The following is a 24,902-nucleotide window of genomic DNA, read 5'->3' on the forward strand; positions in this document are numbered from 1 at the left end:
CATTGCAACAGTGTTGCAAAATAATAACTTACCCGTTTCTTCCACCAATAAATAATACCACTATTAATAAAAAATACGACACCCATGCTTAAGCAAGTGAGTGTCGCATGTTCGTGTTCATTATCTCTTCTCACTCCATTATTATATCAAAAAAGTGACAAACTATCATGAACCATCATTTACTTTTTCTCCAAATAATAGCCGGATTGTATCACCCATCGGTACTTTTTCTCCTGGAGCAGGAGCTTGTTCAATGACAAACGTACCTTCTCCAACAGCTTCGATGGATAGTTGGGTTAAGTAGCTAACCATCTCTTGTTGTGTTAACCCAATTAAATCAGGCACCTCCACTAAAGGCTGATTGGGCCATTGATATTCTTTTTCTAACCCATCATCGCGCTTGGCAACGCCAAGCGCACTTAAGCTATCTTCGATGATATTACCCACAATTGGTGCAGCGACTACGCCACCAAATTGAACGGTGTTCTTAGGATTATCAACCGCTAGATAAACAACAATCTCTGGCTGATCGGCAGGAGCAAAGCCAATAAAGGACACAATATGATTATTTTCAAGATAACGCCCATTCGTGCCCACTTTTTGAGCGGTCCCCGTCTTACCACCAACACGATAGCCCTCAACATATGCCCCTCTCCCAGTCCCCTTTGCGACTACCGACTCTAACGCCAATCTGACCTCCTCAGAGGTCTGCTCTGAAATGACTTGCCGCTTTACTTCTGGAGCAGTTTCTTCAATTGTTTCCATACTAATTGGATCAAGATAGCTATCGACAATATAGGGTTGGTACAAATAGCCACCATTGACAGCCGCCGAAACAGCCATCACTTGCTGGATCGGTGTAACTGAAACACCTTGTCCAAAGGCAGTTGTTGCCAGTTCAACCGGTCCAACTCGATCCCGATTGAATATTATACCCGTTGATTCTCCAGCAAGATCAACACCTGACTTCTCACCAAACCCAAAGGCATCAACATAATCAAACATTAAATCCTTTCCTAAAGCTTGCCCCAATGAAACAAAGCCGGGGTTGCAAGAATTTTGCACGACTTCCAAATAAGTCTGACTACCATGCCCGCCTCTCTTCCAGCAATGCAACTTGGCTCCTCCAACCTCAATTACACCAGTATCATAATACATGTCTTTTTCTAAATCAATTAGTTGCTCTTCTAAAGCAGCGGCCAGCGTAATAATTTTGAAGGTTGATCCAGGTTCATAGGTGCTCCAAATTGGTAAATTACGATTGTAAATTTCGCTATTAACAGATTGATAGTCATCTGGGTGAAAATTAGGGCGTGAAGACATGCCCAGAATAGCCCCTGTGTTAGGATTAACAGCAATTGCCCAAGCGCCATCGGGTTGATAAGTTGCTTCAGCAATATCAAGCTCTCGTTCAATAATTGATTGCACAGCGTAATCAATCGTAAGCTTTAAATCCTTCCCATCCACCGGCTCTTGATAAGTGTCTGATAAACCAGGCAGCCTTCTCCCCTTAGCATCTGAGTAAAAAGACAGCTTCCCAGACACACCGCTAATCTCTTCATTGTGCGCTAACTCTAGACCGACTAATCCCTGATTATCAATGCCACTAAAACCAAGGACATGAGCTAACATTCGATCATTTGGATAGTAGCGTTTAGAATCTTCAGCTAAATAAACACCTGAGAAACCAAGCTGTTGAATGGCTAAAGCCTGATCCTCGTTTAATTTTCTGCCCTCTGGAAAACGTACAATACTAATATTTTTGTTCAGTTGCTCTGTGATAAGGTCTTGATCGACCTCTAAAATTGTGGCGATTGCTTCAGCAACTACTTCTTTGTCGTCCACTTGTCTTGGGACAAACATGACCGTTGGAGCAGAGACATTGTCAACAAGCACCTCGCCATTACGATCGACTATTTTCCCGCGCTTTGCTTCAAAGCGAATATCTCTACTCCAAGAGGTTTCGGCTTGATCTGTTAACTTATCACCCAGAATAAACTGAACAATCATTAACCGAATCGCCATCACCATAAAAACAGCAATGGCTAACAAAAAAACAGCGACTATTCGCTTTCTAATCGTCACATGAGATACATGTTTCATTATTTAACGCCCCGCTTTTCAAATAATGATTAATCGTATCTAATATATGACAAGCTTCTGCGAATAGTACACTGTTTTATGATGCCCGCCTGTTTGTCCTCGTTAATCCGCTATTTCACGAGCAGCAAATTCTACTAGCAAATAAGGACCATTATCTATCACTGTTCCTGGTTCAATGCTTTGTTCAGTTAAATAACCGGAACCAATTACTTCAAGATTTAACTGAAGGAGATTACTAAATTCGATTACGTTACGTAATGACCAACCACTTAAATCCGGCATGCTGGGTTGATTAGTTACAAGGATAAGCTGTTGCGTCGAGAGAACAGCCTCGCCTTCCTCAACATTAGCTGCTACAATCTTATCCCCATCACCGATCACAATCGGCTTAAAGTCTTTTTCTTCAAGCTCGTTAGTAACCTGAGCTGTTGCGTTCTCTTTCCAATTAGGCATTTCAAGACGATTAACAGTCTCTTCCTGCTCTTTATCTGGTTGAATATTTAGATAATGCAAGGCATTCTCCATCACATGGTTAAAGATATAAGAAACAGGCGCTGAACCAGATTCGTTTTCTTGAAGAGTAGGCTGTTGGACCGTCACATACATTAAAAGTTTCGGGTCGTCACTAGGGGCCATCCCTAAAAATGAGAAAATATAGTTCTCATCACCTTGAAGATAACCACTTGCTCCTCCAGAGATTTGCGCAGTCCCTGTTTTTCCAGCTACTGAATAAGAGTCAAGCTGATACACATTATGAGCGGTTCCAACCTCTTCAGTTACCACTGACTCCATTGCGCTTCTGACCTGATCAGCAGTTTCTTTTGAAATAGGCTGACCAACAATCTCCGGTTCTTTTTGTTCAATAATTTCACCAGTATTAGGATCAGTGACTCGATCAATGACATAGGGCTTCATCATTTTCCCATCATTAGCGATGGCAGTTGCTGCTTGTATCATCTGAATTGGTGTCACTGTTGTCCCCTGGCCAAAAGAGCTTGTTAATTGTTCAATTGGATAACGATACAAAATCGTCCCTGCTTGCTCTCGGGGTAAATCTATGCCGGTCGGTTGGTCAAAGTGAAAGGCTTTTAAATAATCTAAAAAACGATCAGTGCCGATTTTCTCCCACACCAGCTTTGACATCGCTACATTTGATGACCGCTGAAAACCCTCTGCATATGTAATCTCACCCCAATGACGGCGATAATCCGGGATAGGCCGATCAATTCGATCAATCTTATATGTACCAGATTGATAAGTCTCATTCGGATTATACACACCTTCTTCAATTGCTGCCGCAATAGTGAACGACTTCATGGTAGAACCCGGTTCAATTGGCGTTGACACAATATCGTTATACCAATTGGTGACATCCCCCAATTGGTTTGGATCGTAGCTAGGTCGATTACTCATCGCTAGAATTTCACCTGTTTTTGGATCAATCACTGTTGCTGTTACCCGCTCAGGAGAGTATTGTTCATCAACATAACTCATCGCATCTTCTAAAATCGTTTGTACTTTTTGATCAAGGGTTAAGTTAATATTATAGCCATCATGTTTTTCAGTAATGACCTCTTTAGCATCAAGCAACCGCGTGTTATATTTATCACGTTGGAACGAGATAGAACCATCCGTTCCAGAAAGCACATTATCTAATTGCGCTTCAATCCCAGTAATACCAGCAATTTGGCTATCGTCATTTGCTTGCGCTAGTCCAATAACCTGCGAGGCAAAGATACCGTTAGGGTAATAGCGTTTTGCTTGTTCAATAAAATTAATCCCCGGAAGCTCTAATGCTTCGATGGCAAGCTTAGTCTCTCTTGAAAGCTCTGTCCCATTTCGACCAAACTCAACTTGAAACCTATCGTCTTCCTTACCATCCTCTAGTACTTGCTGCACTTCTTGTTCTTCCATCTCCAAAAGAGGAGCAAGTGCTTTTGCCGTATTTTCAATATCAGCTACATGATTTAGTTGTCTGTCCGGATTAGGTGAATACGATTCGCTAATTACTGCGTACAACTTATAGACAGCAATATCCTGTGCTAGCTCCATCCCATTACGGTCATAAATCGAGCCGCGCTTTGATGCAATGTTCACATGATTTGTCCGCTGGTTATCCGCCCATACTTGCAAATTAAAACCTTGAACCTCGCCAGTCACCTGGATATAAATGAATCTCCCCGCCAACGCTAAGAACATGAGCACAAACAAGCCAAAGGTAAGATGGACGCTCCAAGATGAAGTTTTTCTTTTCGTCATTATCATCAACCTCGCTAAAGTTTACTCATTAATTTGAGCCGCTTGCTTTACTTGTGTGTTTTGAATATTTAATCCATTTGCTTTAGCAATAGATAAGATCCGCTCTGGATTACTGTAATCCATAACTTGATGGCGAAGATTATCGTTAACCGTTTGTTGCTCTGTGATCTCTCGTTCAAGACTTTGAATTTGGCGATTTACTGTATCAATATTAGCACTGAATGAAACCATATATATAAGAAAAACGGATAGGGAAATACCGAATATTCCGCCTAAAAGTTTTTCACCTACTGTTAATCCTTTTGTTTTAACTTTGACAAGTTTCTTAGGCTGCTGAGCTGGTTCTGACCTTCTACGCTGAGGAGCTATTGATTGATATTGTCTAGCTTCATTTAAACTCATTATTCATCCCACCCTTTATTAATAGTCTTTATTACGTTAGCGAATTAATTTTTGGTTTTTTTATTAGTATAGAGATAATCATCGTTCCAATTCTTCACTTTTTCCACAATCCGCAGTTTTGCTGAACGGGCGCGGCGATTACGAGTTAACTCCTCATCATTAGCAATAGTTGGTTTACGTGTTATCAGTTTAAAAGGTGGCAAATTCCCCTCAGGTACTACCGGCATATTTCTCGGCACTGGAAGTGGGGTACTCCACTTTCTAAAAGCTTGTTTACAAATGCGGTCCTCTAGAGAGTGAAAGGTAATGACCGCTATTCGCCCACCGATTGTGGTGCGCTTGGCAGCTTGGTGTAAAACGTCATAAAAGGCGTTTAGCTCGTCATTAACAGCAATTCGCACAGCTTGGAAAATTCGTTTTGCCGGATGACCACCTTTGCGCCGTGCCGCTGCAGGAATAGCATCTTTAATAATTTCAACCAATTCTTCTGTTGTCTGAATTGGTGTTACTTCTCGAAATTCTTCAATCTTTCGAGCAACTTGCTTGGAAAATTTTTCTTCACCATACTTGAAAAAGATATGCACTAAATCTTGATATGACCAATGATTAATAACCTCATAAGCAGATACTTTTTGATTTTGATCCATGCGCATATCGAGTGGAGCGTGGTGGTGATAACTAAAGCCACGCTCTGCGTGATCTAACTGTGGCGAAGATACGCCTAAGTCAAATAAAAACCCATCAACAGTCTCAATTCCTTGCTCATTTAAAACATCATCTAAATAGCGGAAATTCGAATGTACAAATGTTACTTTGTCTTGATAACTAGACAGACGTTCTTTAGCAGCTGTCAATGCTTGCTGATCCTGATCAAAGGCAATCAGCCTGCCCTTATCCAACAGTTTGGCAATTTCTTTTGAATGCCCCCCAGCACCAAGAGTGCCATCAACATAAATGCCATTTGGATTAATATTCATGCCAATTATTGTTTCTTGCTGCAATACGCTATCATGCTCAAACAAAGCTATCACCTACATTCATTAATTAAAAATCTAACTCCATCATATTCTCTGCAATTTCAGCAAAATCATTTGCTGATTCATCGATATAATTAGTCCAAATATCATCTGACCAAATTTCAATGCGATTTGATACACCAATAACGGCACAAGCTTTTTCAATCTTAGCATAGTCCCTTAATGCACTCGGCAAGTTAATTCTACCTTGCTTATCAATCTCACATTCAGTTGCCCCTGAAAAGAAGAACCGTGTAAATGCACGTGCATCTTTCTTCGTTAAGGGTAACTTCTTAATCTTCTCTTCAAGGATGCGCCATTCTGTCATTGGGTACACAAACAAACATGCGTCTAACCCTCTCGTCACAACAAAGCTCTCGCCTAAATCATCACGAAATTTAGCCGGCATAATAATCCGACCTTTGACATCAATATTATGTTTGTATTCACCCATAAACATAATAGTCGCCCACCTTTTTTAATAGTGTACCACATCACCCCACTTCCCACCACATTTTTATGGGTGTTTGTTAGAAAAAATGGAAAAATAGTACATATGTTCGCATTTCAATAAAAAATGCACCTGAAAAAAGGTAACAACTTCAAGTAATAAACTGTATTGTTGATTTTTTTAAAAAAAAGCGAGGGATACACCGTTTATTATCCAACTTTAATAATGGTCAACTATTTTAAGGACTAGAAATTTCGAACGAAAAAAGCTGGCGAGGGAATCTCGCCAGCTTAAAAATGAATACTATTTTTAAATAATATTTTCGGAGTGGGGGATTGTGGTTACATTTTAATAAGGTAATGTGTTTCTTTACTAAAAGAAAAGTCTGTATGGAGTAATTCGTCTAACCAATCTACTCCATATCGATTTAGGAACGGGATAACATTCCAGAACCGCTCTTGCCAAGCCTGATTGGGTCTCAATAATGCTTGAAGGTAATCATACTTATTTAGTTCAGTCTGATACTTCTGTTTTACTCTTCTTTCAATCGTTTTACGCAAAAAGGATATTTGTTTATTAATCAGCTCCATGTTCTCTTCTGCTAACCCTTCGAGATCAGAACCTAATGTTGCTGCTAGCTCTCTTAGCGGTCGATGTACAGCGTCAATTGACAACATAATTTGTTCTGTTAAAGCATCGATAGGTGGATGAAGCTGACTTTTTAAATAACGCAACTTGTCCTCCTCAAGCCCTTGGTTAATAATTTGAGCAATGTCGTAGCCAAGTTCTTCAATCATTTTCTCAGCAGTGCGGTCTAATAATGTGAAGGATAATCTCGGTAAAACAGGCGGCATTTTGATTCCAAGTGCATGAAAACCAGGCTGTAAAGCAGCCCAATAGGCAATTTCACCTGGTCCTGCAAAAAAAGTCAAGGTTGGAAAAACATATTCTTGCATCAGTGGGCGTGTCACAACATTGTTACTAAATGATTCCGGATTAATTTGAATATGAGCAATTAATTCCTGCTTAGTAAATCGAACAGAACCTTCCTTTGATGCCCAATCGCCATTTTCTTCCCGTTCTAATAAAACCCTTGAGCCTTGATGCAGATAAAATAAATGACCGTCGTTCTGCTTTAAATCTAAGTCAATAAAATAATCCGCTCCAGCTAAACGCTGCTTTTGCTGCCAGACATTGGCGGCAATTTCCTCTTGCTTATCGACAATGCTTAATAGGTAGCTGGTTTCAAACTTCTTAACAAGCGGGTCACCTGAATCAAATTGAACAAGACCGTAATCACCAAGTAGTGTATCTGTAATGATTGCGAAAAAATCAACATAAGTTTTAGCTTGATTAGTGATGTTAAGCAGTTTTTGATATAAGGCTAGACTATAATCAGTCTCAGTAAGATTTGAAAATAACTGGTTAAGCCATTCTAATAATTTCTTCTTGTCCAAATTAAGATAAGAAATTGATTTTCGCTCCAATTCAAATTGACCAATTTTCTGCTTAATAAGTCGATTATCAACGGATTGATAAATATGATTTATCTCATCAAAATCATGATCTTCTCCGGCGATCCAAAAGACTGGAATGACTGGGACGTGTAATTTTTTCTCCTGTTGCTTGGCAAAGAGAATAATTGATACCATTTTATGAATGGTATAAAGTGGTCCTGTTAATAATCCTGCTTGTTGACCACCAACGACAACGACACTATTTGGTTCTTTTAGTCGATCTATTTGCTTCAGCACCGCCTCATTGTTACCCCACTTTTGATAAAGCGTCTGAAGTAAAACAACCAATTGCTCCCGATTAAAGTCTCTGTTGGTTAAATCTATTAGCCGCTGTTTAAAGCTATGCTGTTGGTACGGATTGTAATCAAAAAAAGAACAGATTTTTTTTTCTTGTGCTATGTAATCTTTTATAAGTTTATTATGGTTAACCTCTATTGCCTGAAACTTCACTTAAACCGTCTCCTTAGCTGCTACGAATTTCTGATAGGTTTAGTTTACACTAATTCAAGAACTATTTTAATTAATTAGACTTTTTATTAAAATAACGATTACTAAACCGATATTTAACAGCGATTGACATAAAAACGTTGCTCTTAAAAATAATTGGCAGACTCGCTTAATGAAAATATCTCCGACAAGCCTCCATTGGAAAATAATAAATAATAAAAAGATGATGAGCATAATTAATAGGATGAGCAAACTTAAATTTAGCGAAAAATAGGTACGCAAGATAAAATCATTCGTTACTAAATAAATAAGTGCAGACCACTCTATTGCGTGATGAAAAGCTTTTTTCTTACTTCCCGTCAATGCTTTAACAAGACAATAAATTAATAAGGTCATGAGGAACGGAAAGGTTATTGCAAAAGCAAGCAGATACACCAATACGTTAGGCATCTATTGATCCCCCCTCTCCATTTCCTTAATCGCTTGATAATAATCAATTATTTTCGGTATCGGCGAACTTGCTAGATTAATTAGATAGCCAAGAATACCATCAACTTCTGTACACCTGCCTTGATCGATATCTACTTTCATTGAAGAATCATTGCGACTTGTACGGGAAGCGATGTTAACAATCCGCTGCCACTGTTCATTAAAATTCAACGCTAACACCCGCGCCACTTCTGCTGCTAAATTTTTGGCTTCTTCATGTAACCTAGGGTCGGTAAGGATAGCACCATTGCGAACTTGATAAACTGCAGTAATCGGGTTAATAACAGCATTAATCATCACTTTCTCTTTTAGTAGCCTTTCCCCATCCTGCATTACCTTAATAGGAAATGAATGCGTCGCCAGTCTTTGAATGATTAATGGTTTTTGTTTTGCGTTCAAACCATAAGGTGCCACGTTCACGTTACCAATCCCTGTATGCGTTACACCATTCAAGCCTTCCTTACGCGCGCCATGCTCTACCGTTGCAATAAACGTAATGTGCTCGGCCAAAGCCTCTTTTATTACTGACAGATGACTCATACCATTTTGGATAAATAACAACGGAACATTTAGCTGCTTAAGCTGTTTGACCAGAACTTGTAGATGATAGGCCTTGACAGCAATAATGATTAGTTCATGATTAGCTGAAATTCGACTAATCATTTGTACTGAAATAGGATAACGCTTCTTTACAGGTAGACAAATGATCCCCTCTTTTTCAATCACTTTATACTGTTGTTTATCTCTTATGTAAAGCGTTACATGATGGTCTTTTTCTAGCAAGCATGCGGTTAATAGACCAATGGCCCCTCCGCCGATAATTGCAATATTCAACATTAATCACCCTCTGCAACTTAACCCGCACGATATTGCGCTAATCTTAGAAATCATATAACAAGTTTGCTGTTTCGTCAAAGGACAATAAATAATACACAGATCAACCTCTATTCTCTTTTTGGTTAAAAAATAAGAATTTCTTTTAGCAAAATCTGCGAATATTTCTCACCAATGCTACATGGTGTACACCTAAAAAAACGAGTATCCTCCTTAATACGTTTTTTTGTAAAAGGTTTGTTTCTAATCCTTTACAATAATGACGTATCACTCAGATCTCGCTTAGTAATTTATTGCTAGTATGGTTACTATTTAGACTATCTTACCTTAACCTCTTTAATTAATTGTTCAATTCTTTCCATTAACTGATGATAAAACACCAGCTCTTGTGCTAACCTTTCATTCTCCAAACTGACTGCTTTATAGTAGCTATGCTTCTGCTCATTGCCTTGTTCATCAAAGTTATGCTTAACCTTTTCAAGCCATTGAATTGCTTGATCTAAAGAGAAGGTATCTGTTTGCTCTTGCTGAAATTCAATAGATTGCTTAGCTATCCGTTTCCTAGACTGTTTTGCAGTTTGAATTGCCTCATTATGATGTTTACGTATGGTTGCATTCCACCTAAAACCACAGGCTGCCGGGGTTCGATTTAATTTCCTTGCCACCTCTTTAAAGCTCTCAAGCTGGGTTCGCCCGCTTTTTATATAGTCAATTACTGTTCCTGCTAATAATTGATCTTCCTCTTGCGTCCATGCATCCTGTCTATTTACGCTCATATAAACCGCTCCTTATCCCTATTTGCTATAACTATATGCAACGAGCTATGCTGATAGAATAAGAGTGGCTAAAAATATGTCATTACTAATAAACTTAAACTAGCTTTCTTAGTTATGAAATTAAAAAGCACTAGCCCCTATAGGACTAGTACTTTGCGTTAAATCTTATAATTTTAAGTTAAAGATTTATCTCCAGCCGCTTCATTAGTCAGGAGGAAAATCTTGTTTTAAAAATTATGCTTCAACGATTTGTTTACCATCGTAGTGACCACAAGCTCTACAAACATGGTGAGGTTTAGTAAGCTCACCACAATTTGAGCAAGCAACCATTCCAGGTACATGTAGTTTTTTATGTGTACGTCGCTGATTCTTCACTTTCTTTGAAGTTCGTCTTTTTGGTACTGCCATGTCTTACACCTCCTTAACTTCCGAAACGAAAATCTCCTTCACATCTCTAAATGAACATGCTGAAGTTCTAGAAGTAATGTTCATACCTTCTTTATTGATTTTCATTTTTATCATCATTTAATAGTGACTGTAGTTTTTCAAAGCGCGGATCAATTTTATCCACTTGATCTTCTTCATTCACGACAGTCCAGCCATTGCCGGCTGATAAAGCTTTTTCCTCGATTTCCTCCGCATTTGCAAAAACACGAAACGGAACCTCTAATAATACATTTTCCTTTATATAAGGTTCTAAGTCAAGTACTTCTCCACTAACTGGGTGAATTTCCGACTCATCTTCTTCTTCATAGAAAGGATCAATGGAGAACATTTCAACAGTAGCAATCTCAAATGGATAAGAAACATCAACTAAAGTTCTGGCACACGGTAATATCATTGTACCTGATATTAAAAGCTGACAGGTTATCGTCTGATTCTGAATGGACGCTTTTCCATTAACAGAGACATGGCCAACTTGACGAATATCATTATTCAACGCTTCTAACTCTGAGACATCTACTTGATCTTGAAAAGAAAATTCATCCTTTTGAAGAATTTTTTGTATTGGAATTTTCATTAGTATCACCTCGAAAGCACAAAGATTATTGTAAGAGTATTTTACCGATTTGTCAATATTTTTTCTTTACAGCATCAATGAAATTGAATATTACAGAAAGAAACGCTGTTAATATTCAACTTATGGTAAAATACTGTTTAGGACAGGAGTGATTTTCATTGAAAGCTGTTGGTATCATTGTTGAATACAATCCTTTTCATAATGGTCACCTTTATCATATCGAACAAGCAAGGGTCAAGTCAAACGCCGACATCGTTATTGCGATAATGAGTGGTCAATTTCTCCAACGTGGCGAGCCAGCAATTGTCGACAAATTCACTCGAGCTAAGATGGCGATCGCACATGGTGCAGACCTTGTCGTTGAACTCCCCACTATTTACGCGATTCAACATAGCGATATTTTTGCTTATGCAGCTGTCTATTTACTTAATTGCTTACAAGTCGATTTTATTATTTTCGGTAGTGAAGCTGGACTTATTGAGCCTTTTTATAAAATAGCAGAAATTGAATGTGAAAAAAAACCTACCTATCAAGCTTTAGTAAAAGCATCGTTAAAACAAGGATTAAGCTACCCACACGCTAACCAACTTGCTTTGGCTACACTAATAGGAAAAACTGAGTTAGACTTAAAGCTACCTAACAATATTCTTGGGTTAAGCTACCTTAAGGCACAACAGCAAATAAATCGGACGATTAAGCTTGAGACGATTAAACGGAAACAAGCTAGCTATCATGAAGCTAGCCTATCTCAACCAATTGCCAGCGCAACTGCAATTCGTAATTATTTGTTCAGCGACAATCCTATGCTCGACGTTAAAGACCTTTCTATGCCTAACGAGAGCATTGCGCTATTAAACAATTACCGGGAGTATGCGGGATTATTTCATACATGGGATGACTATTTTCCATTATTAAAATACCGCTTGCTAACAGATACCCTCGAACAGTTAAGCATGATTAACGGGATGACTGAGGGCTTAGAATATCGGCTAAAGAAACAGATTAACCAATCCAAAAATTTTAACGACTTTTTATCAAACGTATTAACCAAAAGATATACAAAAGCACGGCTTCAACGACTTTTCTTACATGTACTGTTAAACCTAACAACTGAAACGGTCCATTTTCATGTCAACAACCTATATACTGGCGAGCTTAACGATATCCGGCTGTTGGCAATGACTAAAGCCGGTCAATTGTATTTAAACTTTTTAAAACCACGCAGTGAGGTAACATTCATTGGACAGCTTAAGAAAAACAGTTCAGCCACTATGGCAATTGACGCTAATGCTTCGGCCATTTATTATCTCCCGATTACAGAGCCCAGTCAAACAAAGCTACGCCACAAAGATTTTTCACCACCACATAGACAGTAAAGCTACCTGACTCACCATACTTAACCAATAAGCTGGTCCATTCTAAACGTTGCTAGAATGGACCAGCCTCTATTTCTTGTAACTATTCAATTAAAGTACCATCTCTTAGGTACGCAAGTGCATCCTCAAATGTATTGACCGGGACAATCACCATATCTGTACCAATTGCTTCTGCTGTTGCTTTAGCAAGTTCATAGTTAGACGTTTTAGAACCCCCTTCATAGGGAGCAAAGAACACTTTACAATCCTCACGGTCAGCAGCAATAACTTTCTTATCAACACCACCAATTCGATGAACACTGCCGTCATAATCAATTTCCCCAGTCCCTGCAATTTCTCTTCCATTGGTAATATCTTCGCCAGTTAATTGATCGTATATTTCCAATGCCAATACGAGTCCAGCGCTTGGACCACCTATATTGCCACTTGCGAATTCAACTGAACGTTCCACTTCAACTTCCCTGTTTGTAACCAACTGCACACCAACCCCAACTTGGTCGGGATTATTTGGAAAAGCAACAAGTTCAATTTCTTGTTCAAATTGTTCTTCAAGCCGTTCAATTAAAAAGATAACCTTATCGCCTGCATTAAAGCTATTCACTGTCTCAATTAAATGGTTTGTATCGCTAATCTCCTCTCCATTTACCTGAAGAATTTGATCGCCTATTTCTAAAATACCTTCAGCTGGCATCCCTTCAATAACATTTAGAACATAGACCCCTTCATAACGAATATCAATAGCTTCTCCTGCGGCTTGATAGGCAACAACAGTTGCTGCCTCCTGAGAATTCTCCATAAGTTGAAACTGGGCTTGTAAATACGCTTCTCGATCATAACCTTCAGGAAAGACATCCTCTAGTGGCATAATATCTTGGTAGTCAGAGAATCCAGCAATTAGAAGCTGAAGTGGCGTAGCCCTGCCCCCTCTAACCGTTACGAGGTGTAAATCGCCTTCACTTTGAAACCCATCTTGCACTTGAACAACTGGCGTTAAAGGGTCTGCCGTGCCAGGTTTATAGATGTAATAAGGCAACGGTAATAATAGTGTAATTAGAAAACTAGCAATAATAAGCAGGTAAATTGCATGCTTCTTAGTAAAACGCACATTAAGCACTCTCCTCTGATAATCGTTCAGCAAATAATCTGCTGATATTTTAAGTTACTAGCATAAATGTACGCATTAAATGCGTATAGTATTAAAGAAATTAACTATTCAAGTTATTATATTTTACTATTTTTTCATGTGTCTGTATAGCACAGCAGATGAACTAAAGCAGATGATTATGCATTTGAGTGAGGGGGAGCAGATTGAAAGCACATTTTAAATCGGCATTGCTAGCTGCCTTAGCAGTTGCTTTTGCAATTTGTTTAATAGCGCTACCAACAGAAACATTATCAGCTAGTAAACGCGGGTTAGACATTTGGTGGGGAACTGTCTTTCCGTCTCTTCTTCCATTCTTTATTACTGGAGAAATACTAATAGGTTTTGGCGTTGTCCACTTTATTGGTGTTCTGTTTGAACCCATTATGCGACCCGTCTTTAACTTGCCTGGAGTAGCAAGCTTTGTTTGGGCGATGGGTATGGCCAGCGGTTACCCTGCAGGCGCTAAATTCACCGCTCGAATTAGACAAGAAGGACAAGTTACTCAGGCTGAGGCAGAGCGATTAATCGCGTTTACAAATGCTTCAAATCCCCTCTTTATTATTGCAGCTGTATCGGTGGGTTTTTTCCAATCCGCTACTTTAGGTATTATTCTAGTAATCTCTCATTATGTTGGAAATTTCCTTGTTGGCTTTGTGATGCGCTTTCACCGTCAGAACGAGACAAGCACACCACTGCTGCGAAGTCACCAACACATTTTAGCAAGAGCATTTCATGCTTTGCATGAAAAAAGATTGGAGACTAAAAAACCTTTCGGTAAGCTATTTGGTGATGCTGTCATTAATTCTGTACAAACGCTACTCATGATCGGTGGATTTATAATTTTCTTCTCTGTTTTCTCAATGATACTTATTAATATTGGTATTGCTGAACAGCTTGGCACAGGTGTCGCCAAACTTTTTTCTGTTCTTCAGTTGTCAGATCAACTTGCCCTACCTTTTATTACTGGTATTTTTGAAATTACTCTAGGTGCCCAGCAGCTTGGTGCCCTTGTTGAAATCCCAATGCTTTCTAAAGCAATCTTAACAAGTATGTTATTAGCCTTTAATGGATTAAGTGTACAAGCTCAGGTTGCCAGCATTTTAGCCGAAACAGATATTCGCTTTTCACCATATTTTATTGGTAGAATTCTACAGAGTTTATTCTCAGCAATGATCTTAATTATAATTTATCCGTTTTTTGTAAACCCATCCGGAGAACCTACCGGCTATGCAGTTGCCGTTCAGGGCAGGCTCCTTGAGCCTAAAGGATTGCTTTCATTACTTAATTGGCACCAGCTTGGTCAATTCTTGACTTTGATTAGCTTATGGATAGCACTAATGATTTATGCAAGAAGAAGGCTGACAAAATAAGACTTGGGTGAGCCTAAATTTGCTCATCCAAGTCTTATAGACACGTCCACGTTTGCCAATTCTGCTAACAATGTTATAACGACAATACCTATATCGCAAAGTTATTGCCGTAACACGCCTTTATAAATTACTCAACTTTCGCTTCAGCTAAACTGGCTGAAGCGTGGACGAAGGATTAAGTCTACGTATTGACAGAACCATTAGCTCGTGTAATGAATAATCCTTTTCTTATAAAGCTATCGTTATTATCCCTCAGGGGAGATATGTTCTGCTTACCGTCGGCGTTATTTTCGCTTCTACTCCTAATTTTGCACGATTAGACTGATTCATTCATGATGAACACCCAACTAAGTGGAGATAAGCGATGGGTGAGACTCCTGCGGGAATATGATGAGCTGAAGTTCCACATTTGTAAAGTGTCTTTCTTCACAAATTGGGGGTGTTAGACTAAACCGGTCACGTCCTGGGACTGGGATTACTCGTCCCACCGAAAACACTTGTGACAACGTCTAACTGACCTATATTCTGTAGGCCCGAAGCCAGCCCCATGGAAAGCAGTCCAATTGCTTTTCGGAACAACATAGCGCGCCAACCTGATAGGAAAGTCAACTTGGGCATTGCATATCCACTATCCCAAACACGGGTAAGGCTTAATGACTATTTTCAGTGGGCGCAAGTTGAGTAAATGACATTTTCCTAATTCATTAACCTTTTAAAAAATCCAAAAACTTCTTAGCATAAATATTTTAAATTGATATGTGTCCAATCATGATTGAGATAATTCCCAATGCACATTCTATATATATGATTGAATTATAAATGTTTAAACTTATCTCTTAGTGCCTGATCAACTGCTTCTGGAACAAGGTCAGAAACATTTCCCTTATATCTTGCTACTTCTTTCACCATACTTGAACTTAAGAACGAATATTTATTATTGGTCATAACAAAAAAAGTTTCGACATCCTCATTTAATTTCCTGTTCATCGAGGTAATTTGGAGTTCATATTCAAAATCACTGACTGCTCGTAACCCTCTTACAAGGACATGGGCTTTTTTTTCTCTAGCATAATCCATTAGCAAGCCTCCATGTGAGTCTACCGATACATTTTCAATATGCTTTGTGGCCGCCTGTAATAGCGATATTCTCTCTTCCACAGAAAATAATGGTGACTTTGAATCATTATGAAAAACAGCTACGATAACATGATCAAACACTTTTGCTGCGCGCTCAATAATATCCAGATGACCAAAGGTTACTGGATCAAAGCTACCTGGACAAATTGCTAACCTACTCAATCTCATCTTCCTTTCGCTTATACAAAGAAATTGTTGTCATTCCCCCATATTTTTCTGACCTTATTTGACTGAAACTACCAACTTCAATTGGTAAAACATTACTGGTCTCATGTTCACAAACAATGATCGCTTGGTCGCTAGTTAGTTGATACTTGGATAGATCTGCTAATAACTGCTCGTAAAGCCCCTTTTTGTATGGCGGATCTAAAAATACATAATCAAATTTAAACTCACGTTTATGTAACGCCTTTAACGCTCTAAATGCATCGTTTCGATAGACTTCTACCCTATTATCTAAGGGAAACATCGCTATATTTTGATGAATGACCCGAATAGCCTCTTTCTGTTGGTCAACAAAAACAACACGCTCTAGCCCTCTACTTAATGCTTCTATACCTAAGTTACCGCTTCCAGCAAACAAATCCAGGCCAAGTCCACCACTAAAATAAGGACCTAAGCGATTAAACAATGATTCCTTTACTTTGTCACTAGTTGGACGTGTTAGCTTACCTGGTACTGGATTAATTGGGCGGCCCTTATATTGTCCTGCAATAACACGTATTTTAATCACCTCTTTATCTAGTCTAGCCAATTTTTTAAAATGAAACTAGCAGTTTTTTAAAGGGAAAACTGGTAAGAAGGTATATATTAGGCTTAATTGGGTGATACTCTGCTAATGAAGTGTCGTTAATCATTAACACCACTTCTAGAAGACGGAAAAGCCTACTTTTCCCCATAGTTGCTTTTCCGGTTTCTCCTCTCCCTTTGCCTTTTTGGTTCTAATTGGTCGAACTAAAAAGGGCCTGCAGAGCATACATATCTGCAGGCTTTTTTACATTGTTATCCTAGATACCCATCTTATAATCATATTCCTTTGCCTTATCTATCTTTGTATTATCAAATTCTCTACGGACAAACGGTTTGTATGAATAGTCAACCTTTGATACAAATGGCAACCGCTCTATTTTTATAACGTAATCCTCTATCTCTTCTTGATCAAAATAAATAACGGCATAGCGTAACTCCCTTGAAACAGCAATTAGATGGCCATATCGCTTTAATTGCTTTATGTTCTTCATATGTTGAAACCAAATGATTAATCCTTGTCTATTTGACCGCATCATTCTATTACCTCACTAACTTAATTTATGAAGCTTTACAACCACAGCCACCACCGGATCCGCACCCACAGCCACTCCCTTGGAAGAGAGCACCATCTCGCGGAACAATAATTTGCTTGCTAATACTAGATGCAAGTGTTTGACTTATATCATCAAGTAGCATTTGTAATTCTCGCTCAGCAATTTTAAATTGAGCAACTGCTTCTAACATATCGATCTCACGCTTTAACAGTCTTGTCTCCTTCGTCGTTTGACTAAAGTCAGGATGATACCTGCCAAAGCGTTGAACTTCCTCATATTCAACCTTCTTCCGTTCAAATTGCTTAATTAAACTTTGAGCTTCTATATCGTCTTTCAGTTGCTTTTTGCGTGATAAATAATTGAGCATTGCCTCAGATTGAATAATCATTTGACCTAAATCGTCTGTCAAATCTAAGATCTCTAAAATTTCTGAAGTCGCTAGCACAAAAACCACCTCCATATAAAACCTATCATAACAGTATTGCAAGCAAAAAAAAAGCGCAGTACGCTTTTTTCACTGTCTCATTTCTAATAAATGGTTTATATAGTAAATATTAAGTTAGTTCGTTAAAGAAAAATTTTGTTTTTGCAATTGCACCAATATTCCGAGGTAGAATTAATGTTGATAAATTATTTTAAAATTTAAACGTGTTAGATAGTCATTAAAAAGATTTTTGCGTAGTACTTACCCGCCATTCCTTTAGATAATAAAAAGTGAGCCTAATGGCTAACAAAGTGACAGATAATACTCTAGTCATGATCTGTTTCTTTCTGAAAGATCGTGTTTGGGACTAGTATAAGCAATTATGAAATGCATTCAGCTTTATTAAAAATTCGGTCGCTTCATGTTGTTATTGTTTTTGGACCGCTTTGTTCCTCTAATTTCAGAGAAATGCTCCATTAGATTTTTTAGTTGAGAAACTGCCTGATCTGCTTGGTCAATATGCTTATCCAGGTTCTCGAAATCAATTTTGCCTAACATGCCTAATAGCTTATCGGTAAGTTTGCTATCATCCTTCTTCTCTGGTTCACTATTGGCTCCTTTATCTTTAAATTGGAGCCAATAATGGTCTTCTTCACCCAATGCCTTATACCGCTCATAATAATGCGCCCAAGTTTCCTTACCAGCTCTAACATTTTTAAGTAACTCTGGGTGCCCCTGAGCAAAGGATTTAAACTTAACAACGTTAGGATGTAAACGTTCTGCCATTTATTTAACCTCCTCACTCCAGTACGATTATCTTACTATAGCTTATGAATAGAGGCTAAATCTGTGTAACAACTGGTTATCACCGTACTGTTATAAAGTTCTGTGTATAATACTGTTTGTAGGTTCCCACACCTATATGTGTAAATTGCTCATCCAGCAATGCTTTTCGGTGACCTTCACTATTTAACCAGCCTTCGACTGCCGCTAACCCATCAATATACTGAGCAGCAATGTTTTCTCCTGCCCTAACAAAGGTTACATCACCATCATTAAGACGCTCCCCTAATTCTCTACCATCAGCAGAGGTATGCGAAAAATACTGATTAATTTCCATATCTTTGCTATGTTCAAAAGCTACTTCTGTAATCGCATCGCCCCAATCAAGACTTGTTAATTGATGCCTGTTTCTTATTACATTAGTATATTGGTAGATATAATATTGCTCTGCCACATCGATCAGTTGTCGCTGATCATCACTAATTTGTGGCGCTTTAGGAAGCTGACCGTAATAGTAAAGTGTGTATGGTTGATGAGCTAGAATCGTTTCCTGATCCATTACTCGGATAGCGGACAGCTTTTCTGTGAAAGTATCAAAATATAATTGAACAAAAGTATTATCATTAAGCTTAATCAATGGGTGTTGTAACAAATCTTCATCAGTTAATTGAAAAGTAAAAGAACCAAATGCTATTTCATCCTTAAAGACATGTAGAGCAGCAGCATCCTGATAAGACATACCTAATTGATACGGTGCCACAACTTCGTTAATGCCTGTAAGGAAAACACTAACAATTTTTTCGTTTTTAATAGCAAACTGCTGGAGAGATTGATCATCATGATAAAAGTACCAATCATAAGCATAGCGACTAGGATCAATCCGATTGGGTTCTCCATATTCTTCAAGTAACCATGTTACCGGATTGCCAATAATATTTTCAACAACGAACAAATCATTACCTAAATGTGATTGGTCCGTCTTTTGCTCTTCATGCTTAAAATTAGGCTCCACCTGACCATCATTTAATCGTAACGTTTGACTTAGTGTTTCATAAATAAAGAAAAAGCAGAAAACCAATATGATCAACCTAATGACATGTTTCATTTCCCTCACCCTTTCTTGTTAATTATTTCGAGATCCATTTTCACACATCAAAATTAACGCTACGGTATGTCTAGTCTGTCTAGTCATCCAGCTAGCTATTTTACTTAATGGCTATTGTTAATACCTCAACTGCCGCAGTTAAAAAAAGTGAACAACGCCAATGTCATCGCATAATAGCTAGAATTAAGGATAGAACTTGACTATTGTCTCTAAATAAATGATCCCAACTCAGTTTACGCTCAAGGCGTCAATCGATTCGCTTTTACCACGGGCACAAATTCAACATACGTTTTAGCTCCTTAAGTCGCAAAAACGGTGTAGCTCTAGCCGGGGGATCGCCTCGGGCCTGCAGAAAGCGAAGCTCCCTCACTTCCCAACGCGGAGTCGTTCTTCTGTCACAAAACTTACATGCAATTAAACGTCTATATAAAATTATCTATTTAGACGCTCAGAGCAATGGGTAGACTGTAATTTTACGCTGCGAAAGTTGAGTTAATACCATCCACAAAATTAAACTACTATTCAAATAGTGATTTATCTGATATATTTCAAGTACAGATAAATTTTCAAATGATGAAAGGGGTATCATCTTGCTTCGTTTAACAAGACGTCAATGGACGATCATTTTTTTAACCATCATTATCCTTGTTTTGAGCTTTTTCATTTTGCCAGTCTCTTTACCACTCATTTTAGCTTTTCTAACAGCATTATCACTAAATCCACTAGTTAACCTACTAGAAGCTAAATTTAAATTCAAACGTCATTTAAGTGTTATTTCGATTTACTTAATCTTTGTTGTCGTTATTGCATTTTTAGGATCAATTGCCATCACAAATACAATTACTCAGCTTGTCAGCCTTGCTGAAAATTTACCAGATTACATTGTCCAAATTAATGACCTGTTCCTATCTTGGAGTAATGATTTAGAGCGAATACTAGAAACACTGCCAAAAGAATTTATTGACGAGGTCAATACGAGTATAATGAGTAGTATCGACACGCTAACTTCTTTTTTAAGAACTAATTTAAGAGTTGAGCGGTTAGCAGCATTCGTTGCCGTTATTCCCAACTACATCGTTAGTTTTATTGTTTATTTAATTGCTTTGTTTCTATTTATGATGGAATTACCTACGCTTAAAGTTAAATTTTACCATAATTTCACTGATCAAACAACGGCTAAAATTCAATTTATGACAGATCGATTAAAATACGTTTTTGTAGGTTTTATAAAAGCCCAGTTCCTTGTCAGCCTGATTATTTTAGCGGTAAGCTTAGTAGGACTCTTCCTAATTTTACCTGAGTATGCTGTTATTATGTCACTCATTATTTGGATAATTGATTTAATCCCAATTATTGGTTCAATAGTCATACTTGGGCCTTGGGCTATTTACATGTTCTTTAGTGGCAATATTGTGATGGGCACGCAGCTCACCATTCTGGCAATCGTTCTTCTGGCGATTAGAAGAACAGTAGAGCCTAAGGTGATGGGTCAGCATATTGGATTATCACCACTAGCTACATTAATTGCCATGTATATTGGATTAAAGCTTTTTGGTATTTTCGGCTTTATTATTGGTCCGTTAACTATTATTGCTTTTACATCTGCTAAAGAAGCAGGTATTATTAAGTGGAATCTTAAGCTATAAAGTGAATCTTGAATTAATAAAGAATTTTTGTTATCACCTACAGGTATGACCCAAGGGCGGGCCTCCCCATGAACAGGCTCTGAACAAATCCGACTTTTACAGATAGTGAACCCCAACTTGGTCCGCTTATACTTCAATCGGTGTGCTTGCAGGCAGTGAATCTGCAATAATGTTTGGACTAAAACAAAACACAGCATCCGTTTAGATGCTGTGTTTCTCTATTAATTTAGTTAGCATTGAGCTAGTCCATTAGCTATTTATTCATTTTGTGCCTTTTCGTGAAGCACATGTAATTGCTTTTCTAAATTATCTAACAAGGCCTTACCTTCAGCTTCACCAATTAGGTGTAATCGGACCGCAAAATCAATTTCCCTCGACAAACCGAACATTTGTGTATCTAAAACCTCTTCATATAAAGGGCATTGAGGCATTGTTAAATTATCCATTTGCACTTGAATAAGCTTTAAAATTTTATCTGCGTCAGCCTTAAGAAGGGCATAGGCCTCATTTGCATTTGTTACAACGGCTTCTTGCATCATCTAAATCCCCCTCCACAAATGATCCTTCTTCTTATTAATATTAAAGCTATTCATTTTAAAATGCAAGTTATTTCAGGCTAAGGGGACCATAATTACGGTTACATTATATAAGTTTAGTAAAACAAACTATTGTTTGATTTCATTGTAGTAATTTACACCATACTGTGATCCTTCGCTAACCATATTAGCATTCTCTAAGTGATCACCGATCGGATCACCTGCCTGCTCAATCGGAAATCCCTGCCTATGCTTTAACTTCATTTTCTTTTTAGCTGTTGTTACCCAATTTGTCATCGTATTTCTTTGCTGTTTATTAAGCGTAAGATAAGTAACAACCGAAGATCCAACGACAATTCCGCTAACCCATAATACTTTTTTCATCATAAACACCTCGCAATTATTATTATATAAAAAGTCTTCCCTGATTTATTAAATCCCAAACAATCCCGCTTTGTATATGAAATCAAATTTTTTTATGATAAAATAGAGACAATCTAGCATGATTTCTGTTAATTTGAGGTGAAGAAACATGGATGTAAAATGTCCGATTTGTGACTGTGTGGATCAAATTGATTATGATTCACCGCTTGCTAAACGATTACGTAATCGAAGAAAACATTTATACTTGTGCCAAGCTTGTACAGATCGAATTGGTAAAAATACAAAGAAGCGACACGAAACCGGCGCTTTTAAGTTATTTCAGGAAAAAAAGGAAGACGATCCATACATCCAGTAAGGAATCGTCTTTCTTTTTTATTTAAAAATTTTAGTTCTTTAACTCTAAGTACTCATCAATAACCTGCTTAATTATACTTGGGTGCGCTGCAATAATCGGTTCTTGATTAACCATAGTAAGTGCATCTCCGGTCATCTGAAGCGTCTTACCGCCCACTTCGTTGTACAAGATACAACCAGCTGCTAAATCCCATGGATGCAACTTAACTGATATGTAACAGTCAACAATTCCTTCAGCTAAATAGGCAAATTCTAAAGCTGCCGAACCATAAGTTCTTACACCTCTTACTGTTTGGACAAGCGCTCTTATTTTTTCATCATTTATCCGAGAATTCTTTGTACACCAAATGGTGTTAACCATTAATAAAGATTGCGTAAGTATCTTTTCAGGTTTGAGCATATCAAGCTGTTGTTCATTCTTAAATGCCCCCTGTCCTTTTTTGGCATGATATAGGATATCTGCCATTACATCGTAGACAAAACCAATTTCTCCACTGCCAGCACAATATACAGCAAGGGAAATTGAAAACATCTGCTTTTGATGGACAAAGTTCATTGTGCCATCAATTGGATCAATAATCCAGACAGTTCCTTTTAAATCACGCACATCATCACCATATCCTTCTTCCGATAGTATACGGTCATTAGGATAAGTAGCTCTAATATGATCAGTAAAGAACTTCTCTATCTTACGATCCATCTCTGTAACAAGGTCGTTTTCATCAGCTTTAGTGTCAACCTCTCTTGGCTGATTAATGGATTCCCGGATCAGCACACCAGCCTGCTTAACCCATGCTTTTGCTTGCTGATATACGTCCTCCTGCTTGAAATCTTGCATATTGCTCCATCCTCTCTTTTTCTTACCATAAGTTTAGCAAAATACGACGAAATATGCATCCCATTATATTTCTTATTTTGAATATGTTAAAATGAATGATGATAAATAAAGAGAGGCTGATGACAAGTGGTAACTGGCTTTAACAAAGATGATTTTGCTGTTTTTAAAATAGAAGGACTAGAATCCAGAATGACAGCCATTCAAGAGACAATTCAACCAAAATTTAAAGTGATCGGAACGGAGCTAACTGATTACCTAGCTACACAACTGGGCAACGAGATGTTTCTCCATATCGCTAAACATGCTAGACGATCTGTTAATCCTCCGAACGACACTTGGTTAGCAATAGCCAACAATAAACGCGGCTACAAAAAGCACCCACATTTTCAAGTTGGCTTGTTTGATGATCACCTTTTTATTTGGCTAGCCTTTATTTATGAGCTGCCACAAAAGGCTAATGTAGCTCGCACCTTTTTAGCTAATATTGACCAAATTAAAGCATTAGCAAGTGACTTTGTTATATCATTTGATCATATGAAGAAAGATGCTATTCCAGTTAACCAGTTAACAAAGGAGCAACTCAAGCGTTTTAAGGACGTTAAAAAAGCAGAGTTTCTAATAGGAAAGCAACTTTCCAAGGAACAAGCAAGCACACTTTCTGAAGCGGATTTGCTAGCGACTATTAAAGATGCGTATAACGCGTTACTTCCCTACTATCAATTGAGTTTAAAGAGCTTAGCGTAATGTGACAATATATAAAACTGCCCGTGCACGTTGCGGGTAGTGCAAGTATTAGCTGTATTTACTCATTATTATTTTTTGGTTACTATTTTGCTGAGCCTGTTTCACTGTCAAATAAAGTGAGCAGCCTGTCTCTTTTTCAAATTGTCGACCAATTGCTTTTTCCTCACCTTTACTTGGTACAATCTCTTTAAATCTACGGTATTTACTAATAATTTCTTGTGCTGAAATTGCTTTGTGATAGGCTTGCTCAATTATTGATAAAAACTCAACTACACTGACAATTTCATTAGTCGACCAAGACTCATCTAATGGAAAATTATAATTCATTTAGTATCGTTCCTTTCATGTCATACTTAAATGTTTACCTAGCAAATAAACTAGCTATTTAGCAGAAAATTTGCTATAATGCTCTTTGCTTCATCACGTTATCATATTATTAAAG

At 38.0% G+C, this 24,902-nt stretch carries 27 protein-coding genes; 5 read left to right on the forward strand and 22 right to left on the reverse strand.

Annotation, left to right across the window (positions count from 1 at the left end):
• Nucleotides 1–165: 165 nt before the first annotated feature.
• The 11 genes from BM000_RS02575 to BM000_RS02625 all read right to left on the reverse strand — a co-directional run bounded on the left by BM000_RS02575 (nucleotide 166) and on the right by BM000_RS02625 (nucleotide 11,315).
• Nucleotides 166–2,103, reverse strand: coding sequence for a stage V sporulation protein D (locus BM000_RS02575; protein WP_091494508.1), 1,938 nt, complete (start codon nucleotides 2,101–2,103; stop codon nucleotides 166–168).
• A 102-nt stretch (nucleotides 2,104–2,205) separates the two neighbouring features.
• The gene (locus tag BM000_RS02580) at nucleotides 2,206–4,362 is read right to left on the reverse strand and encodes a penicillin-binding transpeptidase domain-containing protein (protein ID WP_091494510.1); all 2,157 of its coding nucleotides are present in this window, start codon (nucleotides 4,360–4,362) and stop codon (nucleotides 2,206–2,208) included.
• A 21-nt stretch (nucleotides 4,363–4,383) separates the two neighbouring features.
• A complete protein-coding gene (gene ftsL / locus BM000_RS02585; protein ID WP_091494512.1) occupies nucleotides 4,384–4,764 on the reverse strand; it encodes a cell division protein FtsL in 381 nt (126 codons plus the stop codon).
• 44 nt (nucleotides 4,765–4,808) lie between these two features.
• Entirely contained in the window at nucleotides 4,809–5,786 is a 978-nt protein-coding gene (gene rsmH, locus BM000_RS02590) for a 16S rRNA (cytosine(1402)-N(4))-methyltransferase RsmH (protein WP_091494514.1), read from the reverse strand.
• Nucleotides 5,787–5,808: 22 nt separating this feature from the next.
• On the reverse strand, nucleotides 5,809–6,240 hold the full coding sequence (gene mraZ / locus BM000_RS02595) for a division/cell wall cluster transcriptional repressor MraZ (RefSeq protein ID WP_091494516.1): 432 nt from the start codon (nucleotides 6,238–6,240) through the stop codon (nucleotides 5,809–5,811).
• A 332-nt stretch (nucleotides 6,241–6,572) separates the two neighbouring features.
• Entirely contained in the window at nucleotides 6,573–8,198 is a 1,626-nt protein-coding gene (bshC, locus tag BM000_RS02600; RefSeq protein WP_091494518.1) for a bacillithiol biosynthesis cysteine-adding enzyme BshC, read from the reverse strand.
• A 66-nt stretch (nucleotides 8,199–8,264) separates the two neighbouring features.
• A complete protein-coding gene (locus tag BM000_RS02605) occupies nucleotides 8,265–8,645 on the reverse strand; it encodes a DUF3397 family protein (RefSeq protein ID WP_091494520.1) in 381 nt (126 codons plus the stop codon).
• On the reverse strand, nucleotides 8,646–9,521 hold the full coding sequence (locus tag BM000_RS02610; protein WP_091494522.1) for a ketopantoate reductase family protein: 876 nt from the start codon (nucleotides 9,519–9,521) through the stop codon (nucleotides 8,646–8,648). It lies immediately after the preceding gene.
• Between the two features lie 314 nt (nucleotides 9,522–9,835).
• Nucleotides 9,836–10,294, reverse strand: coding sequence for a hypothetical protein (locus BM000_RS02615; RefSeq protein ID WP_091494524.1), 459 nt, complete (start codon nucleotides 10,292–10,294; stop codon nucleotides 9,836–9,838).
• Between the two features lie 234 nt (nucleotides 10,295–10,528).
• A complete protein-coding gene (rpmF, locus tag BM000_RS02620; protein ID WP_091494526.1) occupies nucleotides 10,529–10,702 on the reverse strand; it encodes a 50S ribosomal protein L32 in 174 nt (57 codons plus the stop codon).
• Between the two features lie 91 nt (nucleotides 10,703–10,793).
• Nucleotides 10,794–11,315 carry a YceD family protein gene (locus tag BM000_RS02625; RefSeq protein ID WP_091494528.1) on the reverse strand — a complete coding sequence of 174 codons (522 nt, stop codon included), beginning with the start codon at nucleotides 11,313–11,315 and terminating at the stop codon, nucleotides 10,794–10,796.
• A 158-nt stretch (nucleotides 11,316–11,473) separates the two neighbouring features.
• Between BM000_RS02625 and BM000_RS02630 the strand changes: the two genes are divergently transcribed.
• Complete coding sequence (locus BM000_RS02630; RefSeq protein WP_091494530.1) at nucleotides 11,474–12,691, forward strand: nucleotidyltransferase; 1,218 nt, start codon at nucleotides 11,474–11,476, stop codon at nucleotides 12,689–12,691.
• An 82-nt stretch (nucleotides 12,692–12,773) separates the two neighbouring features.
• Here the strand turns inward: BM000_RS02630 and BM000_RS02635 are convergent, their stop codons facing one another.
• Nucleotides 12,774–13,796 carry a SepM family pheromone-processing serine protease gene (locus BM000_RS02635; RefSeq protein WP_091494532.1) on the reverse strand — a complete coding sequence of 341 codons (1,023 nt, stop codon included), beginning with the start codon at nucleotides 13,794–13,796 and terminating at the stop codon, nucleotides 12,774–12,776.
• 203 nt (nucleotides 13,797–13,999) lie between these two features.
• Here BM000_RS02635 and ylbJ point away from each other — a divergent pair, with 203 nt between their 5' ends.
• Nucleotides 14,000–15,205 (forward strand): sporulation integral membrane protein YlbJ, encoded by a 1,206-nt coding sequence (gene ylbJ, locus BM000_RS02640; RefSeq protein ID WP_091494534.1) that lies wholly within the window; start codon nucleotides 14,000–14,002, stop codon nucleotides 15,203–15,205.
• A gap of 813 nt (nucleotides 15,206–16,018) precedes the next feature.
• On the opposite strand, the gene coaD is transcribed toward ylbJ, so the two are convergent.
• The 6 genes from coaD to BM000_RS02670 all read right to left on the reverse strand — a co-directional run bounded on the left by coaD (nucleotide 16,019) and on the right by BM000_RS02670 (nucleotide 19,958).
• Nucleotides 16,019–16,504 carry a pantetheine-phosphate adenylyltransferase gene (coaD, locus tag BM000_RS02645; RefSeq protein WP_091494536.1) on the reverse strand — a complete coding sequence of 162 codons (486 nt, stop codon included), beginning with the start codon at nucleotides 16,502–16,504 and terminating at the stop codon, nucleotides 16,019–16,021.
• A complete protein-coding gene (gene rsmD / locus BM000_RS02650; protein ID WP_425425150.1) occupies nucleotides 16,497–17,075 on the reverse strand; it encodes a 16S rRNA (guanine(966)-N(2))-methyltransferase RsmD in 579 nt (192 codons plus the stop codon). Before rsmD ends, coaD begins: the two co-directional genes overlap by 8 nt.
• A gap of 274 nt (nucleotides 17,076–17,349) precedes the next feature.
• Nucleotides 17,350–17,625, reverse strand: coding sequence for a YlbG family protein (locus BM000_RS02655; RefSeq protein WP_091495037.1), 276 nt, complete (start codon nucleotides 17,623–17,625; stop codon nucleotides 17,350–17,352).
• Between the two features lie 25 nt (nucleotides 17,626–17,650).
• Nucleotides 17,651–18,091 (reverse strand): YlbF/YmcA family competence regulator, encoded by a 441-nt coding sequence (locus BM000_RS02660; protein WP_091494538.1) that lies wholly within the window; start codon nucleotides 18,089–18,091, stop codon nucleotides 17,651–17,653.
• 381 nt (nucleotides 18,092–18,472) lie between these two features.
• Nucleotides 18,473–18,856, reverse strand: a complete 384-nt coding sequence (gene ylbD, locus BM000_RS02665) for a spore coat protein YlbD (RefSeq protein ID WP_091494539.1) — start codon at nucleotides 18,854–18,856, stop codon at nucleotides 18,473–18,475.
• A 79-nt stretch (nucleotides 18,857–18,935) separates the two neighbouring features.
• Nucleotides 18,936–19,958 carry a CAP domain-containing protein gene (locus tag BM000_RS02670; protein ID WP_091494541.1) on the reverse strand — a complete coding sequence of 341 codons (1,023 nt, stop codon included), beginning with the start codon at nucleotides 19,956–19,958 and terminating at the stop codon, nucleotides 18,936–18,938.
• Between the two features lie 590 nt (nucleotides 19,959–20,548).
• On the opposite strand from BM000_RS02670, the gene ytvI reads away from it, so the two are divergent.
• The gene (ytvI, locus tag BM000_RS02675) at nucleotides 20,549–21,604 is read left to right on the forward strand and encodes a sporulation integral membrane protein YtvI (protein WP_342708148.1); all 1,056 of its coding nucleotides are present in this window, start codon (nucleotides 20,549–20,551) and stop codon (nucleotides 21,602–21,604) included.
• 257 nt (nucleotides 21,605–21,861) lie between these two features.
• Here ytvI and BM000_RS02680 read toward each other — a convergent pair whose 3' ends face one another.
• Both BM000_RS02680 and BM000_RS02685 read right to left on the reverse strand, forming a co-directional pair.
• A complete protein-coding gene (locus tag BM000_RS02680; RefSeq protein ID WP_091494544.1) occupies nucleotides 21,862–22,143 on the reverse strand; it encodes an Fpa/YlaN family protein in 282 nt (93 codons plus the stop codon).
• A 126-nt stretch (nucleotides 22,144–22,269) separates the two neighbouring features.
• Nucleotides 22,270–22,524, reverse strand: a complete 255-nt coding sequence (locus BM000_RS02685; RefSeq protein WP_091494546.1) for a hypothetical protein — start codon at nucleotides 22,522–22,524, stop codon at nucleotides 22,270–22,272.
• A gap of 148 nt (nucleotides 22,525–22,672) precedes the next feature.
• Here BM000_RS02685 and BM000_RS02690 point away from each other — a divergent pair, with 148 nt between their 5' ends.
• Entirely contained in the window at nucleotides 22,673–22,879 is a 207-nt protein-coding gene (locus BM000_RS02690) for a YlaI family protein (protein ID WP_091494548.1), read from the forward strand.
• 30 nt (nucleotides 22,880–22,909) lie between these two features.
• Here BM000_RS02690 and BM000_RS02695 read toward each other — a convergent pair whose 3' ends face one another.
• Complete coding sequence (locus BM000_RS02695; RefSeq protein ID WP_091494550.1) at nucleotides 22,910–23,716, reverse strand: inositol monophosphatase family protein; 807 nt, start codon at nucleotides 23,714–23,716, stop codon at nucleotides 22,910–22,912.
• 189 nt (nucleotides 23,717–23,905) lie between these two features.
• Between BM000_RS02695 and BM000_RS02700 the strand changes: the two genes are divergently transcribed.
• Nucleotides 23,906–24,460, forward strand: coding sequence for a YktB family protein (locus BM000_RS02700; RefSeq protein WP_245751566.1), 555 nt, complete (start codon nucleotides 23,906–23,908; stop codon nucleotides 24,458–24,460).
• A 48-nt stretch (nucleotides 24,461–24,508) separates the two neighbouring features.
• On the opposite strand, the gene BM000_RS02705 is transcribed toward BM000_RS02700, so the two are convergent.
• On the reverse strand, nucleotides 24,509–24,787 hold the full coding sequence (locus tag BM000_RS02705) for a UPF0223 family protein (RefSeq protein ID WP_091494553.1): 279 nt from the start codon (nucleotides 24,785–24,787) through the stop codon (nucleotides 24,509–24,511).
• Nucleotides 24,788–24,902 lie beyond the last annotated feature (115 nt).

Source organism: Amphibacillus marinus (genome assembly GCF_900110345.1).
Lineage (GTDB): Bacteria > Bacillota > Bacilli > Bacillales > Amphibacillaceae > Amphibacillus_D > Amphibacillus_D marinus.